This window comes from Staphylococcus sp. EG-SA-18 (assembly GCF_017151825.1).
GTDB classification, from domain to species: Bacteria; Bacillota; Bacilli; order Staphylococcales; family Staphylococcaceae; genus Staphylococcus; species Staphylococcus aureus.
This window is the reverse complement of sequence record NZ_JACYVY010000002.1, coordinates 21,782-39,468: the sequence shown is the minus strand read 5'-3', so window position 1 is coordinate 39,468 and position 17,687 is coordinate 21,782. Positions and strand designations below refer to the sequence as shown.

General features: G+C 34.3%; 20 protein-coding genes. All 20 read left to right on the top strand.

What is annotated here, in order from left to right:
• Positions 1-192 precede the first annotated feature (192 nt).
• Complete coding sequence (gene fdaB / locus IDG66_RS00630; protein WP_001131841.1) at positions 193-1,053, top strand: class IIb fructose-bisphosphate aldolase FdaB; 861 nt, start codon at positions 193-195, stop codon at positions 1,051-1,053.
• Positions 1,054-1,518: 465 nt separating this feature from the next.
• Positions 1,519-2,778: a UDP-N-acetylglucosamine 1-carboxyvinyltransferase gene (locus tag IDG66_RS00625; RefSeq protein WP_000046597.1), complete on the top strand. Its 1,260-nt coding sequence runs from the start codon at positions 1,519-1,521 to the stop codon at positions 2,776-2,778.
• An 88-nt stretch (positions 2,779-2,866) separates the two neighbouring features.
• Positions 2,867-3,202 (top strand): winged helix-turn-helix transcriptional regulator, encoded by a 336-nt coding sequence (locus IDG66_RS00620; RefSeq protein ID WP_000451438.1) that lies wholly within the window; start codon positions 2,867-2,869, stop codon positions 3,200-3,202.
• A 237-nt stretch (positions 3,203-3,439) separates the two neighbouring features.
• Positions 3,440-4,867 (top strand): aldehyde dehydrogenase family protein, encoded by a 1,428-nt coding sequence (locus tag IDG66_RS00615; RefSeq protein ID WP_001206105.1) that lies wholly within the window; start codon positions 3,440-3,442, stop codon positions 4,865-4,867.
• Between the two features lie 246 nt (positions 4,868-5,113).
• Entirely contained in the window at positions 5,114-6,430 is a 1,317-nt protein-coding gene (gene rho / locus IDG66_RS00610) for a transcription termination factor Rho (RefSeq protein WP_001115102.1), read from the top strand.
• A gap of 117 nt (positions 6,431-6,547) precedes the next feature.
• The gene (locus tag IDG66_RS00605; protein WP_000808968.1) at positions 6,548-6,802 is read left to right on the top strand and encodes a type B 50S ribosomal protein L31; all 255 of its coding nucleotides are present in this window, start codon (positions 6,548-6,550) and stop codon (positions 6,800-6,802) included.
• A gap of 346 nt (positions 6,803-7,148) precedes the next feature.
• Entirely contained in the window at positions 7,149-7,748 is a 600-nt protein-coding gene (locus tag IDG66_RS00600) for a thymidine kinase (RefSeq protein WP_000273356.1), read from the top strand.
• Entirely contained in the window at positions 7,749-8,825 is a 1,077-nt protein-coding gene (prfA, locus tag IDG66_RS00595) for a peptide chain release factor 1 (RefSeq protein WP_000460242.1), read from the top strand.
• The gene (gene prmC / locus IDG66_RS00590) at positions 8,812-9,648 is read left to right on the top strand and encodes a peptide chain release factor N(5)-glutamine methyltransferase (RefSeq protein WP_000248733.1); all 837 of its coding nucleotides are present in this window, start codon (positions 8,812-8,814) and stop codon (positions 9,646-9,648) included. The genes prfA and prmC overlap by 14 nt, the downstream gene beginning before the upstream one ends.
• 83 nt (positions 9,649-9,731) lie before the next feature.
• Positions 9,732-10,778: an L-threonylcarbamoyladenylate synthase gene (locus IDG66_RS00585; protein WP_000379893.1), complete on the top strand. Its 1,047-nt coding sequence runs from the start codon at positions 9,732-9,734 to the stop codon at positions 10,776-10,778.
• Positions 10,775-11,194, top strand: a complete 420-nt coding sequence (locus IDG66_RS00580; protein ID WP_000697334.1) for a low molecular weight protein arginine phosphatase — start codon at positions 10,775-10,777, stop codon at positions 11,192-11,194. The genes IDG66_RS00585 and IDG66_RS00580 overlap by 4 nt, the downstream gene beginning before the upstream one ends.
• A 106-nt stretch (positions 11,195-11,300) precedes the next feature.
• On the top strand, positions 11,301-11,825 hold the full coding sequence (locus IDG66_RS00575; protein ID WP_000654185.1) for a TIGR01440 family protein: 525 nt from the start codon (positions 11,301-11,303) through the stop codon (positions 11,823-11,825).
• Between the two features lie 26 nt (positions 11,826-11,851).
• A complete protein-coding gene (glyA, locus tag IDG66_RS00570; RefSeq protein ID WP_000120494.1) occupies positions 11,852-13,090 on the top strand; it encodes a serine hydroxymethyltransferase in 1,239 nt (412 codons plus the stop codon).
• 27 nt (positions 13,091-13,117) lie between these two features.
• Positions 13,118-13,747 carry a uracil phosphoribosyltransferase gene (upp, locus tag IDG66_RS00565; protein ID WP_000048712.1) on the top strand — a complete coding sequence of 210 codons (630 nt, stop codon included), beginning with the start codon at positions 13,118-13,120 and terminating at the stop codon, positions 13,745-13,747.
• Between the two features lie 23 nt (positions 13,748-13,770).
• Positions 13,771-14,898, top strand: a complete 1,128-nt coding sequence (gene wecB / locus IDG66_RS00560) for a non-hydrolyzing UDP-N-acetylglucosamine 2-epimerase (protein ID WP_000723418.1) — start codon at positions 13,771-13,773, stop codon at positions 14,896-14,898.
• Positions 14,899-14,965: 67 nt separating this feature from the next.
• Positions 14,966-15,418 (top strand): ATP synthase subunit I, encoded by a 453-nt coding sequence (locus IDG66_RS00555; protein ID WP_001801792.1) that lies wholly within the window; start codon positions 14,966-14,968, stop codon positions 15,416-15,418.
• 20 nt (positions 15,419-15,438) lie between these two features.
• Entirely contained in the window at positions 15,439-16,167 is a 729-nt protein-coding gene (gene atpB / locus IDG66_RS00550; protein WP_000349655.1) for a F0F1 ATP synthase subunit A, read from the top strand.
• A gap of 42 nt (positions 16,168-16,209) precedes the next feature.
• A complete protein-coding gene (gene atpE / locus IDG66_RS00545; protein WP_001048816.1) occupies positions 16,210-16,422 on the top strand; it encodes a F0F1 ATP synthase subunit C in 213 nt (70 codons plus the stop codon).
• A gap of 196 nt (positions 16,423-16,618) precedes the next feature.
• Entirely contained in the window at positions 16,619-17,140 is a 522-nt protein-coding gene (locus tag IDG66_RS00540; RefSeq protein ID WP_000140679.1) for a F0F1 ATP synthase subunit B, read from the top strand.
• Positions 17,140-17,679, top strand: coding sequence for a F0F1 ATP synthase subunit delta (locus IDG66_RS00535; RefSeq protein WP_000241344.1), 540 nt, complete (start codon positions 17,140-17,142; stop codon positions 17,677-17,679). Before IDG66_RS00540 ends, IDG66_RS00535 begins: the two co-directional genes overlap by 1 nt.
• Positions 17,680-17,687: the final 8 nt, after the last annotated feature.

Genomic DNA, 17,687 nt, shown 5'->3' with positions numbered 1-17,687 from the left:
ATATTGTAATTAATGACTACATATTATGCAACGGCTTAAATTGTATAAAAATGTATACGTTTGCATTTAGTATAACTATCGCATTTTTCAAAAAATACACATTTAATCTGCAGTATTTCAATGCATTGACGCTATTTTTTTGATATAATTACTTTGAAAAATACGTGCGTAAGCACTCAAGGAGGAACTTTCATGCCTTTAGTTTCAATGAAAGAAATGTTAATTGATGCAAAAGAAAATGGTTATGCGGTAGGTCAATACAATATTAATAACCTAGAATTCACTCAAGCAATTTTAGAAGCGTCACAAGAAGAAAACGCACCTGTAATTTTAGGTGTTTCTGAAGGTGCTGCTCGTTACATGAGCGGTTTCTACACAATTGTTAAAATGGTTGAAGGGTTAATGCATGACTTAAACATCACTATTCCTGTAGCAATCCATTTAGACCATGGTTCAAGCTTTGAAAAATGTAAAGAAGCTATCGATGCTGGTTTCACATCAGTAATGATCGATGCTTCACACAGCCCATTCGAAGAAAACGTAGCAACAACTAAAAAAGTTGTTGAATACGCTCATGAAAAAGGTGTTTCTGTAGAAGCTGAATTAGGTACTGTTGGTGGACAAGAAGATGATGTTGTAGCAGACGGCATCATTTATGCTGATCCTAAAGAATGTCAAGAACTAGTTGAAAAAACTGGTATCGATGCATTAGCGCCAGCATTAGGTTCAGTTCATGGTCCATACAAAGGTGAACCAAAATTAGGATTCAAAGAAATGGAAGAAATCGGTTTATCAACTGGTTTACCATTAGTATTACACGGTGGTACTGGTATCCCAACTAAAGATATCCAAAAAGCAATTCCATTTGGTACAGCTAAAATTAACGTAAACACTGAAAACCAAATCGCTTCAGCAAAAGCAGTTCGTGACGTTTTAAATAACGACAAAGAAGTTTACGATCCTCGTAAATACTTAGGACCTGCACGTGAAGCTATCAAAGAAACAGTTAAAGGTAAAATTAAAGAGTTCGGTACTTCAAACCGCGCTAAATAATTAATATTTAGTCTTTAAGTTATTAATAACGTAGGGATATTAATTTTAAAAGAAGCAGACAAAATGGTGTTTGCTTCTTTTTTATGTTGTATAAGTAATAAATAAAACAGTTTGATTTTAAAATGAAAGCGTAAAAATGGTAAAATATATCAAAATTGATTGTGATATAATTATAAGGAAAATGAGCAATTTATGAAAAAAGTTTACGTGAAAACCGTAGAATTAAAACTAAATAATTGTCAAAACAACGTCAATATTTAGTTGAATAATCAGACTTTAGACCATGGTCAAGTGGGGAAGAACAGCATATATTAGTAAAGGTGAATGATTTGTTATTAATCAATCGAAAATAGAAAGACAAGATTTTAACGATTAAAATAAACTATTTTACAAATAAAGTAAAATTAATTTATAATGCTAATAATGCAAAAAATTAAAAAGTAATGGACAAAGGAGATAAATGATATGGCTCAAGAGGTAATAAAAATAAGAGGTGGACGCACACTAAATGGGGAAGTTAATATCAGTGGCGCGAAAAACAGTGCTGTAGCTATCATTCCTGCAACATTATTAGCTCAAGGACATGTGAAATTAGAAGGGTTACCGCAAATCTCTGATGTTAAAACTTTAGTGAGTTTATTAGAAGATTTAAATATTAAGGCATCACTAAATGGTATGGAATTAGAAGTTGATACAACTGAAATACAAAATGCTGCATTACCAAATAATAAAGTTGAATCATTACGTGCTTCATACTATATGATGGGTGCCATGTTAGGTAGATTTAAAAAATGTGTGATTGGTTTACCGGGAGGATGTCCACTTGGGCCACGTCCAATTGATCAACATATTAAAGGATTTAAAGCTTTAGGTGCTGAAATTGATGAATCAAGTACGACATCAATGAAAATCGAAGCTAAAGAGTTAAAAGGTGCACATATTTTTCTAGATATGGTTAGCGTAGGTGCAACAATTAACATTATGCTAGCTGCAGTTTATGCAACAGGACAAACTGTAATTGAAAATGCTGCTAAAGAACCGGAAGTAGTTGATGTTGCTAACTTCTTAACAAGTATGGGAGCTAATATTAAGGGAGCGGGTACATCAACAATTAAAATCAATGGCGTCAAAGAATTACATGGTTCTGAGTATCAAGTTATACCTGATAGAATTGAAGCAGGCACATATATGTGTATCGCTGCAGCATGTGGAGAAAATGTTATATTAAATAATATTGTTCCGAAACATGTAGAAACATTAACTGCTAAATTTAGTGAATTAGGTGTGAATGTTGATGTAAGAGACGAAAGAATTCGCATCAATAATAATGCGCCATATCAATTTGTTGATATTAAAACACTAGTATATCCAGGTTTTGCTACTGATTTGCAACAGCCTATTACACCATTATTATTTATGGCAAATGGTCCTTCATTTGTAACTGATACGATTTATCCGGAGCGTTTTAAACATGTTGAAGAATTAAAGCGCATGGGTGCAAATATTGAAGTTGACGAAGGCACAGCAACGATAAAGCCATCAACATTACATGGTGCTGAAGTTTATGCTAGCGATTTAAGAGCAGGAGCTTGTTTAATTATTGCTGGTTTAATTGCTGAGGGTGTAACTACAATTTACAATGTAAAACATATTTATAGAGGTTATACAGATATTGTAGAACACTTAAAAGCTTTAGGTGCAGATATTTGGACGGAAACTGTATAGATTTATCTTGTTTTGTGGTATAATAATTATACTGATTAAAAAAGGGTGTTCGTTTACATTCTAAATTTATTGATGAGAGGTGAAGATGATGGAAGTATGTCCGTATCTCGAAGAAACTTTTAAAATACTTGGTAGAAGTTGGAATGGATTAATCATTAATTATCTCTCAAGATGTAATGACTGTTCAGCACACTTTTCCGATATGAAAAGAGATTTGAAAACAATAACACCACGTGCTTTAAGTCTTAAGTTGTCAGAGCTTGCACAATGGGAGTTAGTTGAGAAGCAAATCATTTCTACGAGTCCAGTACAAATTATTTATGTGCTAACTGAAAAAGGTAAAGCGTTAGCAGAGGCTTTACATCCAATTGAAGCATGGGCGCAATCATATGTCGATTTAACAGATCAACGTACTGCTAAATAATTACATGACGTTTAAACATAGCATTGATTATAACTATTTCTAAGTCTTCGCATTATTTGCGATGATGTGGGAATAGTTATTTTTATTTAAAAATATAAAAAAATAGATGCAGCAAAATTTTAAAGCATTTTATTTTGAACATATTAAAAGGGAGCGTATCATAATGGAATGTAATGTTTATATCGTATGCATTACGGATAAATAATATATAAATCATTCTTGAGGAGTGAAAGAATAATGAGAGACTACACAAAGCAATACATTAATGGCGAATGGGTAGAAAGTAATAGTAATGAAACGATAGAAGTTATAAATCCAGCAACCGAAGAAGTAATCGGGAAAGTTGCTAAAGGCAATAAAGCTGATGTTGATAAAGCTGTCGAGGCGGCAGACAATGTTTATTTAGAGTTCCGTCATACATCTGTGAAAGAAAGACAAGCGTTATTAGATAAAATTGTAAAAGAATATGAAAACAGAAAAGACGATATTGTACAAGCTATTACGGATGAATTAGGTGCTCCTTTATCATTATCTGAGCGTGTCCATTATCAAATGGGACTAAACCATTTTGTTGCAGCGAGAGACGCATTAGATAACTACGAATTTGAAGAACGCCGCGGAGATGATTTAGTTGTTAAAGAAGCAATCGGTGTATCTGGCTTAATTACACCGTGGAACTTCCCTACAAACCAAACATCATTAAAATTAGCAGCAGCATTTGCGGCTGGTAGTCCAGTTGTACTTAAACCATCTGAAGAAACACCATTTGCAGCTGTTATTTTAGCTGAGATTTTTGATAAAGTCGGTGTTCCTAAAGGTGTATTTAACCTTGTTAATGGTGATGGTGCTGGCGTTGGGAATCCTTTATCTGAGCATCCTAAAGTACGCATGATGTCATTTACAGGATCAGGCCCTACTGGTTCTAAAATTATGGAAAAAGCTGCTAAAGATTTTAAAAAGGTATCATTAGAGCTTGGTGGCAAATCACCATACATCGTCCTAGATGACGTAGATATTAAAGAAGCGGCTAAAGCAACAACAGGCAAAGTTGTTAATAATACTGGTCAAGTATGTACAGCTGGTACACGAGTTTTAGTGCCTAAAAAAATTAAAGATGCATTCTTAGCTGAATTAAAAGAACAATTTAGCCAAGTGCGTGTCGGTAATCCAAGAGAAGATGGTACACAAGTAGGCCCTATCATTAGTAAAAAACAATTTGATCAAGTACAAAATTATATTAATAAAGGTATTGAAGAAGGTGCTGAATTATTTTATGGTGGTCCTGGTAAACCAGAAGGACTTGAAAAAGGATACTTTGCACGTCCGACAATTTTTATTAATGTGGATAATCAAATGACGATAGCACAAGAAGAAATTTTTGGGCCAGTAATGTCAGTTATCACTTATAACGATTTAGATGAAGCGATTCAAATTGCAAATGATACAAAATATGGTTTGGCAGGATATGTTATTGGTAAGGACAAAGAAACATTGCATAAAGTAGCTCGTTCTATTGAAGCAGGTACAGTAGAAATAAACGAAGCAGGTAGAAAGCCAGATTTACCATTTGGTGGCTATAAACAATCTGGTTTAGGTCGTGAATGGGGCGATTATGGTATTGAAGAGTTCTTAGAAGTGAAATCTATAGCTGGATATTTTAAATAAATTTGATTTTTGAATTAAAAATCGCAATAAAACAGTGCACATGACTAATTAAGTTTTGTGTACTGTTTTAATTTTGCAATTTTTATAAATAGATTTTGTAATTAAAATAAAAATTTGCTATAGTTATTCATGTATTTAAAAGGTTGGGGATTAGCATAATGGGATTGTGCTAGCACAGTTATTTATGCATTGTCATGCCTATCTATTACTTACTAACTAAAAAATAATGAAATGGGTGTAAACTATATGCCTGAAAGAGAACGTACATCTCCTCAGTATGAATCATTCCACGAATTGTACAAGAACTATACTACCAAGGAACTCACTCAAAAAGCTAAAACTCTTAAGTTGACGAACTATAGTAAATTAAATAAAAAAGAACTTGTTCTAGCTATTATGGAAGCACAAATGGAAAAAGATGGTAACTATTATATGGAAGGTATCTTAGATGATATACAACCAGATGGTTATGGTTTTTTAAGAACAGTGAACTATTCTAAAGGGGAAAAAGATATTTATATATCTGCTAGCCAAATTCGTCGTTTTGAAATTAAACGTGGGGATAAAGTAACTGGGAAAGTTAGAAAACCTAAAGATAACGAAAAATATTATGGCTTATTACAAGTTGACTTTGTCAATGACCATAACGCAGAAGAAGTGAAGAAACGTCCGCATTTCCAAGCTTTGACACCACTTTATCCAGATGAGCGTATTAAATTAGAGACAGAAACACAAAATTATTCAACGCGCATCATGGATTTAGTAACACCGATTGGTTTAGGTCAACGTGGTTTAATAGTGGCGCCACCTAAAGCAGGTAAAACATCGTTATTAAAAGAAATAGCGAATGCAATCAGTACGAACAAACCAGATGCAAAGCTATTTATTTTGTTAGTTGGCGAGCGTCCTGAAGAGGTAACAGATTTAGAACGCTCAGTAGAAGCTGCTGAAGTCGTTCATTCAACGTTTGACGAACCACCAGAACACCATGTTAAAGTAGCTGAATTATTACTTGAACGTGCAAAGCGTTTAGTAGAAATTGGGGAAGATGTCATTATTTTAATGGATTCTATAACGAGATTAGCACGCGCTTATAACTTAGTTATTCCACCAAGTGGTCGTACATTATCAGGTGGTTTAGATCCTGCATCTTTACACAAACCAAAAGCATTCTTCGGTGCAGCGAGAAATATTGAAGCGGGTGGAAGTTTAACAATACTTGCAACTGCATTAGTTGATACGGGTTCACGTATGGACGATATGATTTACGAAGAATTTAAAGGAACAGGTAACATGGAGTTACATTTAGATCGTAAATTGTCTGAACGTCGTATCTTCCCTGCAATTGAAATTGGCAGAAGTTCAACGCGTAAAGAAGAATTGTTGATAAGTAAATCTGAATTAGACACATTATGGCAATTAAGAAATCTATTCACTGACTCAACTGACTTTACTGAAAGATTTATTCGCAAACTTAAAAGGTCTAAGAATAATGAAGATTTCTTCAAGCAGCTACAAAAGTCTGCAGAAGAAAGTACTAAAACGGGTCGACCTATAATTTAATAAACATTATATAGGGGCTTGCGTTTTGAATTAATTACCTTTATAATTACACAGTATTGGGTAAAAACTCACAAATAACTCTGTTCCAGATGGTTCAGGGCAAAGGAGCTGAAAATAATGAAACAAGGAATTCATCCTGAGTATCACCAAGTAATCTTTTTAGATACTACTACAAACTTCAAATTCTTAAGCGGTTCTACAAAAACATCTTCAGAAATGATGGAGTGGGAAGATGGAAAAGAATACCCAGTTATTCGTTTAGATATTTCATCTGATTCACATCCATTCTACACTGGACGTCAAAAATTCGCTGCTGCGGATGGACGTGTGGAACGTTTCAACAAAAAGTTTGGTCTTAAATCAAACAACTAATATAGTAATCGTTAAGCTGTCTGCATCCTATAATGGAATTGTAGACAGCTTTTTTATTTATAAGCGTAGTAAGGGTATATACTTATGACTGTGTTCAAAGAAGTGACTCAATACCATGTTGTTAATACATAATGATAAATTTCCCCCTTTATTAAAGTTTGTATTGAGTAGAAACACCGCACGAATAAGAAGCAACAAATTAGAATAGCTGTATATAAATATGCAAGACAAATTTATAAAATAATTGTTCATGTACAATATCGATATAATTATGAAAAAGACATTTATGAATATTTGAAATATGATATAATAAAGCGATTATGTTTTGAAAAAGGTGGAACTCTCAATGTATGAAACTTACCATTCCGGTTGGATAGAATGTATTACAGGTAGTATGTTTAGCGGTAAATCCGAAGAACTAATAAGACGTCTAAGAAGGGGTATATACGCTAAACAAAAAGTCGTTGTATTTAAACCGGCGATTGATGATCGATATCATAAAGAAAAAGTGGTCTCTCATAATGGTAATGCCATTGAAGCGATTAATATTTCTAAAGCAAGTGAAATTATGACGCACGACTTAACTAATGTTGATGTTATAGGAATAGACGAAGTGCAATTTTTTGACGATGAAATTGTAAGTATAGTAGAAAAACTATCAGCAGATGGACACCGTGTTATTGTTGCTGGATTAGATATGGATTTTAGGGGCGAACCGTTCGAACCAATGCCTAAATTGATGGCTGTCAGTGAACAAGTAACGAAACTTCAAGCAGTTTGTGCTGTTTGTGGTTCTTCATCTAGTAGAACGCAACGATTAATAAATGGTAAACCAGCTAAAATCGATGATCCGATTATCTTAGTAGGTGCCAATGAAAGTTATGAGCCACGTTGTCGCGCGCACCATATCGTAGCACCTAGTGATAATAATAAGGAGGAATTATAAGTGTTTGATCAATTAGATATTGTAGAAGAAAGATACGAACAGTTAAATGAACTGTTAAGTGACCCAGATGTTGTAAATGATTCAGATAAATTACGTAAATATTCTAAAGAGCAAGCTGATTTACAAAAAACTGTAGATGTTTATCGTAACTATAAAGCTAAAAAAGAAGAATTAGCTGATATTGAAGAAATGTTAAGTGAGACTGATGATAAAGAAGAAGTAGAAATGTTAAAAGAGGAGAGTAATGGTATTAAAGCTGAACTTCCAAATCTTGAAGAAGAGCTTAAAATATTATTGATTCCTAAAGATCCTAATGATGACAAAGACGTTATTGTAGAAATAAGAGCAGCAGCAGGTGGTGATGAGGCTGCGATTTTTGCTGGTGATTTAATGCGTATGTATTCAAAGTATGCTGAATCACAAGGATTCAAAACTGAAATAGTAGAAGCGTCTGAAAGTGACCATGGTGGTTACAAAGAAATTAGTTTCTCAGTTTCTGGTAATGGCGCGTATAGTAAATTGAAATTTGAAAATGGTGCGCACCGCGTTCAACGTGTGCCTGAAACAGAATCAGGTGGACGTATTCATACTTCAACAGCTACAGTGGCAGTTTTACCAGAAGTTGAAGATGTAGAAATTGAAATTAGAAATGAAGATTTAAAAATCGACACGTATCGTTCAAGTGGTGCAGGTGGTCAGCACGTAAACACAACTGACTCTGCAGTACGTATTACCCATTTACCAACTGGTGTCATTGCAACATCTTCTGAGAAGTCTCAAATTCAAAACCGTGAAAAAGCAATGAAAGTGTTAAAAGCACGTTTATACGATATGAAAGTTCAAGAAGAACAACAAAAGTATGCGTCACAACGTAAATCAGCAGTCGGTACTGGTGATCGTTCAGAACGTATTCGAACTTATAATTATCCACAAAGCCGTGTAACAGACCATCGTATAGGTCTAACGCTTCAAAAATTAGGGCAAATTATGGAAGGCCATTTAGAAGAAATTATAGATGCACTGACTTTATCAGAGCAGACAGATAAATTGAAAGAACTTAATAATGGTGAATTATAAAGAAAAGTTAGATGAAGCAATTCATTTAACACAACAAAAAGGGTTTGAACAAACACGAGCTGAATGGTTAATGTTAGATGTATTTCAATGGACGCGTACGGACTTTGTAGTCCACATGCATGATGATATGCCGAAAGCGATGATTATGAAGTTCGACTTAGCATTACAACGTATGTTATTAGGAGAGCCTATACAGTATATAGTTGGCTTTGCCTCATTTTATGGTAGAACGTTTGATGTAAACTCAAATTGTTTGATACCAAGACCTGAAACTGAAGAAGTAATGTTGCATTTCTTACAACAGTTAGAAGATGATGCAACAATCGTAGATATCGGAACGGGTAGTGGTGTACTTGCAATTACTTTGAAATGTGAAAAGCCGGATTTAAATGTTATTGCTACTGATATTTCACTTGAAGCAATGAATATGGCTCGTAATAATGCTGAGAAGCATCAATCACAAATACAATTTTTAACAGGGGATGCATTAAAGCCCTTAATTAATGAAGATATCAAGTTGAACGGCTTGATATCTAATCCACCATATATAGATGAAAAAGATATGGTTACGATGTCTCCAACGGTTACGAGATTCGAACCACATCAGGCATTGTTTGCAGATAACCATGGATATGCTATTTATGAATCAATCATTGAAGATTTACCTCACGTTATGGAAAAAGGCAGCCCAGTTGTTTTTGAAATTGGTTACAATCAAGGTGAGGCACTTAAATCAATAATTTTAAATAAATTTCCTGACAAAAAAATCGACATTATTAAAGATATAAATGGCCACGATCGAATCGTCTCATTTAAATGGTAATTAGAAGTTATGCCTTTGCTATGATTAGTTAAGTGCATAGCTTTTTGCTTTATATTATGATAAATAAGAAAGGCGTGATTAAGTTGGATACTAAAATTTGGGATGTTAGAGAATATAATGAAGATTTACAGCAATATCCTAAAATTAATGAAATAAAAGACATTGTTTTAAACGGTGGTTTAATAGGTTTACCAACTGAAACAGTTTATGGACTTGCAGCAAATGCGACAGATGAAGAAGCTGTAGCTAAAATATATGAAGCTAAAGGCCGTCCATCTGACAATCCGCTTATTGTTCATATACACAGTAAAGGTCAATTAAAAGATTTTACATATACTTTGGATCCACGCGTAGAAAAGTTAATGCAGGCATTCTGGCCGGGCCCTATTTCGTTTATATTGCCGTTAAAGCCAGGCTATCTATGTCGAAAAGTTTCTGGAGGTTTATCATCAGTTGCTGTTAGAATGCCAAGCCATTCTGTAGGTAGACAATTATTACAAATCATAAATGAACCTCTAGCTGCTCCAAGTGCTAATTTAAGTGGTAGACCTTCACCAACAACTTTCAATCATGTATATCAAGATTTGAATGGCCGTATCGATGGTATTGTTCAAGCTGAACAAAGTGAAGAAGGATTAGAAAGTACGGTTTTAGATTGCACATCTTTTCCTTATAAAATTGCAAGACCTGGTTCTATAACAGCAGCAATGATTACAGAAATACTTCCGAATAGTATCGCCCATGCTGATTATAATGATACTGAACAGCCAATTGCACCAGGTATGAAGTATAAGCATTACTCACCCAATACACCACTTACAATTATTACAGATATTGAGAGCAAAATTGGAAATGACGGTAAAGATTGGTCTTCTATAGCTTTTATTGTGCCGAGTAATAAGGTGGCGTTTATACCAAGTGAAGCGCAATTCATTCAATTATGTCAGGATGACAATGATGTTAAACAAGCAAGTCATAATCTTTATGATGTGTTACATTCACTTGATGAAAATGAAAATATTTCAGCGGCGTATATATACGGCTTTGAGCTGAATGATAATACAGAAGCAATTATGAATCGCATGTTAAAAGCTGCAAGTAATCACATTATTAAAGGATGTGAACTATGAAGATTTTATTCGTTTGTACAGGTAACACATGTCGTAGCCCATTAGCGGAAAGTATTGCAAAAGAGGTTATGCCAAATCATCAATTTGAATCAAGAGGTATATTCGCTGTGAACAATCAAGGTGTTTCGAATTATGTTGAAGACTTAGTTGAAGAACATCATTTAGCTGAAACGACCTTATCGCAACAATTTACTGAAGCAGATTTGAAAGCAGATATTATTTTGACGATGTCGTATTCGCACAAAGAATTAATAGAGGCACACTTTGGTTTGCAAAATCATGTTTTCACATTGCATGAATATGTAAAAGAAGCAGGAGAAGTTATAGATCCATACGGTGGAACAAAAGAAATGTATGTACATACCTATGAAGAACTTGTAAGTTTAATTTTAAAATTAAAAGATATTATTTGCTAGTAGGAATTCTGTATAATTAGTATATGTTAACAGTTAAATAAGTTATAATAGAGGAGTGTAGCACTTTGCTATATTCCTTTTTTATTTTTAGGAAGGGTGGGCTTTTATGAAAGATTTGACAATGTTATTAGACGAATTAAAAGATATGTCCTTTTTTAATAAAGGAGATATATGTTTAATTGGATGTTCAACATCGGAAGTCATTGGCGAAAAAATAGGGACTGTCGGTTCGATGGAAGTTGCAGAAACTATTTTTAATGCATTAGATGTTGTGAGTAAAGAGACAGGCGTTACTTTTGCTTTTCAAGGATGTGAACATATCAACAGAGCGATAACAATAGAAAAATCTCAGTATAATCCATTAACAATGGAAGAAGTTTCCGTCGTTCCAGATGTACATGCTGGAGGGAGTTTGGCAACATACGCTTTTCAGCATATGAAGGATCCGATCGTGGTCGAACATATTACTGTTCCTTGTGGAATTGATATTGGTCAAACGTTAATAGGCATGCATATTAAACATGTATGTGTACCTGTAAGGACCTCAGTAAAGCAAGTAGGACAGGCAATTGTAACTATTGCCACATCTAGGCCGAAAAAGATTGGTGGCGAACGTGCTAAATACCAATAAGTTTTTTTGAAAGAAGGGGAGATTTTATGTCTTATATCACCAAGCAAGATAAAGTTATCGCAGAAGCAATCGAGAGAGAATTTCAGAGACAAAATAGCAACATAGAGTTAATCGCATCGGAAAATTTTGTATCGGAAGCGGTTATGGAAGCACAAGGTTCAGTGTTGACTAATAAGTATGCTGAAGGCTATCCAGGACGCCGATATTATGGTGGCTGTGAGTTTGTAGATGTTACTGAAAGCATCGCAATTGATCGTGCTAAAGCATTGTTTGGAGCTGAACATGTCAATGTTCAACCACATTCAGGTTCACAAGCGAACATGGCTGTTTACTTAGTTGCATTAGAAATGGGCGACACAGTTTTAGGTATGAATTTGAGTCATGGTGGTCACTTGACACATGGAGCGCCTGTTAATTTTAGTGGTAAATTCTACAATTTCGTTGAATATGGAGTAGATAAAGACACAGAACGAATCAATTATGATGAAGTTCGTAAATTAGCGTTAGAGCATAAGCCTAAGCTTATTGTGGCAGGAGCATCAGCATATTCAAGAACAATTGACTTCAAAAAGTTTAAAGAAATCGCAGATGAAGTAAACGCTAAGTTAATGGTAGACATGGCACATATTGCAGGATTAGTAGCGGCAGGTTTACATCCAAATCCAGTAGAATATGCTGATTTTGTAACAACTACAACACACAAAACATTACGCGGACCACGTGGTGGTATGATTTTATGTAAGGAAGAATATAAAAAAGACATAGATAAAACAATTTTCCCTGGTATTCAAGGTGGACCTCTTGAGCATGTTATTGCAGCAAAAGCAGTTGCTTTTGGAGAAGCGTTAGAAAATAATTTCAAAACGTATCAACAACAAGTGGTTAAAAACGCAAAAGTTCTTGCAGAAGCATTAATTAATGAAGGATTTAGAATTGTTTCTGGCGGTACAGATAATCACTTAGTAGCTGTTGATGTAAAAGGGTCTATAGGACTTACTGGTAAAGAAGCTGAAGAGACTTTAGATTCAGTTGGTATCACATGTAACAAAAATACCATTCCGTTCGATCAAGAAAAACCTTTTGTAACGAGTGGTATACGTTTAGGTACACCTGCTGCAACAACGCGTGGATTTGATGAAAAAGCTTTTGAGGAAGTTGCAAAAATCATCAGTTTAGCATTGAAAAATAGTAAAGATGAAGAAAAATTACAACAAGCTAAAGAACGCGTTGCGAAATTAACAGCTGAATATCCTCTATATCAATAAACATACACAAAGATAGGAGTAATTTTTATGAGTAAAGTACACGTTTTCGATCATCCATTAATTCAACACAAACTAAGCTATATTAGAGATGTAAATACAGGTACTAAAGAATTTAGAGAACTTGTAGACGAAGTTGGTATGTTGATGGCATATGAAGTAACTAGAGACTTAGAGCTTCAGGATGTTGATATTGAAACGCCTGTAACTAAAATGACGGCTAAACGATTAGCTGGTAAAAAATTAGCTATCGTTCCAATTTTAAGAGCTGGTTTAGGTATGACTGATGGTATTTTAAGTTTAGTGCCTGCAGCCAGAGTTGGACATATCGGTTTGTATCGAGATCCCGAAACATTAAAGGCTGTAGAGTATTTTGCTAAGTTACCTCAAGATATTACTGAAAGACAAATCATTGTTGTTGATCCTATGTTAGCAACAGGCGCATCAGCAATTGAAGCTATTACTTCATTGAAGAAACGTGGCGCTAAAAATATTCGCTTCATGTGTTTAATTGCAGCACCAGAAGGCGTAGAAAAGATGCATGAAGCACATCCAGATGTAGATATTTATATTGCTGCACTTGATGAAAAGCTAAATGATAAAGCATATATCACACCAGGGTTAGGCGACGCTGGAGATAGATTGTTTGGTACTAAATAGAAGAATCGGAGATAAGTAGTTTGATGAAAAAGATTATGACCATATTTGGAACAAGACCCGAAGCCATAAAGATGGCTCCTTTAGTTAAAGCTTTGGAACAAGAAAAAATGCTCGAGCCAATTGTTGTTGTTACAGCACAGCATAGAGAAATGCTTGATTCAGTATTAAGTACCTTTGAAATCAAACCAAAATACGATTTGAATATTATGAAATCAGGACAGACACTTTCTGAGATAACTTCTAAATCAATCACTCAATTAGAACAAGTGATTCAATTAGAAAAACCAGACATGGTACTTGTACATGGTGATACGATGACGACATTTGCAGGTGGTTTAGCGGCATTTTATAACCAAGTGCCGATTGGACACGTTGAAGCAGGGCTTAGAAGTTATGATAAATATTCACCTTTTCCGGAAGAGGTGAATAGACAATTAGTTGGTGTATTAGCTGACTTACATTTTGCACCTACTAAAAATGCTGCATCGCATTTGTTAAGTGAAGGGAAATATTCAGAAAGTGTTGTTGTCACTGGTAATACTGCGATTGATGCTATGAAATATACAGTTGATGACAATTATAAATCTAACATCATGGATAAATACCATGACAAAAAATTCATTCTTATGACAGCACACCGACGAGAAAATATCGGGAAACCCATGGAAAATATATTTAAAGCGGTTAGACGCTTAATAGATGAGTATACTGATTTAGCACTGGTATATCCAATGCATAAAAACCCGAAAGTTCGAGAGGTGGCTCAAAAGATTTTAGGTAGTCATGACAGAATTGAATTGATTGAACCTTTGGACGTAGTAGATTTCCATAATTTTGCTAAAAAATCTTATTTTATTTTGACAGATTCAGGTGGAATTCAGGAAGAAGCGCCATCATTTAATAAGCCAGTTTTAGTTTTGCGAAGCGTTACAGAACGTCCTGAAGGTGTTGAAGCTGGCACATTAAAAGTCATTGGAACAAATAAGCAAAATGTGTATCAAGCTGCAAAAGAATTAATCGATGATGAGAGATTATATCATCAAATGTCTGAAGCATCTAATCCTTACGGTGATGGATTTGCTTCAGAAAGAATAGTTAATCATATTAAGTATTATTTGAATTTAATCACTGAAAAACCAAGCGATTTCTGAGGAAAATAGACTTTTTGTCTAATTGTGTCTAAATTGTGTCTAACTATGCTTATTTTTTTACAACAATTTGAATAGAATTGACACCACAAATCGCCTATATTATCATTTAGTTTGTATGAGTGGAACGGTTTTCATGATTGATATCAGTCACACGGAGGCATATAAAATGAGTCGTTTCTACAACATTTTTAAACAGTTCATTCAATATTATTTTTATCTAATAATAATATTGGGAGGATTATACCTTTATACACACCATGCATTTATCTTAGGATTAATCATTGGTGTTACTGGTTCTGCAATCAACACATGTATTTTTGAATGCTATTTAGCTAAAGCTAAAAGACCAGACACTATGCATATTTCAACTGGAAATATGTGGCGATACTTAGTTGCAATTATTGCCTGTATGATTTGGTACCTTAATAAAGCGCATGTAAGTATCATCGGTATAATTATTGGTTTAATGATTTCATATGTTGTAGTTATCATACGTCCTTTACTAAAGGTGAGCAAATAAATTAAGAAAGAGGTGAGATTATGGATCACAAATCCCCGCTCGTGAGTTGGAATTTATTCGGTTTTGATATCGTTTTCAATTTATCAAGTATATTGATGATACTTGTTACGGCGTTTCTTGTTTTTCTACTTGCTATCATTTGTACGCGTAATTTGAAAAAAAGACCAACTGGCAAACAAAATTTCGTTGAATGGATTTTTGATTTCGTGAGGGGAATCATTGAAGGTAACATGGCTTGGAAAAAAGGTGGTCAATTCCACTTCTTAGCAGTAACGCTGATTCTGTACATTTTTATAGCTAATATGTTAGGTCTTCCGTTTTCTATAGTAACGAAAGATCACACATTGTGGTGGAAATCACCGACAGCTGATGCAACAGTGACTTTAACGTTGTCTACAACGATAATACTGTTAACTCACTTTTATGGAATTAAAATGCGTGGTACGAAACAATATCTTAAAGGTTATGTACAGCCGTTTTGGCCATTGGCAATTATTAATGTTTTCGAAGAGTTCACTTCAACATTAACGCTTGGTCTGCGTTTGTACGGTAACATATTTGCAGGTGAGATACTATTAACATTACTTGCTGGCTTATTCTTTAACGAACCAGCATGGGGTTGGATTATTAGTATCCCAGGATTAATTGTTTGGCAAGCATTTTCAATATTTGTAGGAACAATCCAAGCATATATCTTTATTATGCTTTCGATGGTTTATATGTCACATAAAGTGGCAGATGAACACTAAAAATTTCAATAATTATATACAATCACAGGAGGAAATTAAATTATGAATTTAATCGCAGCAGCAATCGCAATTGGTTTATCAGCATTAGGAGCAGGTATCGGTAACGGTTTAATCGTTTCAAGAACAGTTGAAGGTGTAGCACGTCAACCAGAAGCACGTGGTCAATTAATGGGTATCATGTTCATTGGTGTAGGTTTAGTTGAGGCATTACCTATCATCGGTGTAGTAATTGCATTCATGACATTTGCTGGATAATTAACAGATAAAAGAGGTCGGGACAAAGCGCATAGGACATAATTCATGATGCATATATAGTAATATCTTTGAACTTTATTAAATAGTTGAGATATGAATGCACCATGCCTATCGCATAAATTCAGTAGGTCCTAACCTCGTCGTTTTTTCTATATAACACTAGCGATTATTTTAATGAAAGGAGTGTCATGAACCCGTGACTGAAACAGCTAACTTATTCGTTCTTGGTGCAGCTGGAGGCGTTGAGTGGGGTACTGTGATTGTACAGGTCCTAACTTTCATCGTGTTACTTGCGTTACTTAAAAAGTTCGCATGGGGTCCATTGAAAGATGTAATGGATAAACGTGAAAGAGATATTAACAGAGATATCGATGACGCAGAACAAGCTAAGTTAAATGCACAGAAACTTGAAGAAGAAAATAAACAAAAACTTAAAGAAACACAAGAAGAAGTTCAAAAGATTTTAGAAGATGCTAAGGTTCAAGCACGTCAACAGCAAGAACAAATTATTCATGAAGCAAACGTACGTGCAAACGGTATGATTGAAACAGCACAAAGTGAAATCAATAGCCAAAAAGAACGTGCCATTGCAGATATTAATAATCAAGTATCTGAACTATCAGTGTTAATTGCTTCTAAAGTTCTTAGAAAAGAAATTTCTGAACAAGACCAAAAAGCATTGGTTGACAAGTATCTAAAAGAGGCAGGCGATAAATAATGGTAAAAGTAGCTAACAAGTATGCTAAAGCATTATTTGACGTGTCATTAGATACAAATAATTTAGAGACTATTAATGAAGAATTAACAGTTATAAATGAAGCAGTAAAAGATAAAATTGAGCAATTGAAAATGGTTGACAGTAATCCAACTCAAACAGCAGAACAACGTCGTGAGTTGATTAATGGTGTATTTACTGACATTAATCCATACATTAAAAATATGATGTACGTGTTAGCAGATAATAGACATATCTCATTAATAGCTGACGTATTCAAGGCGTTCCAAAGCTTATATAACGGACACTACAATCAAGATTTTGCAACAATTGAGTCAACATATGAATTGAGTCAAGAAGAGTTAGATAAGATTGTCAAACTAGTAACTCAACAAACGAAGTTATCTAAAGTTATTGTAGATACAAAAATTAATCCAGATTTAATTGGTGGATTTAGAGTTAAAGTCGGCACAACTGTATTAGATGGTAGTGTTAGAAATGATCTTGTCCAATTACAAAGAAAATTTAGAAGAGTTAATTAATTATAAAG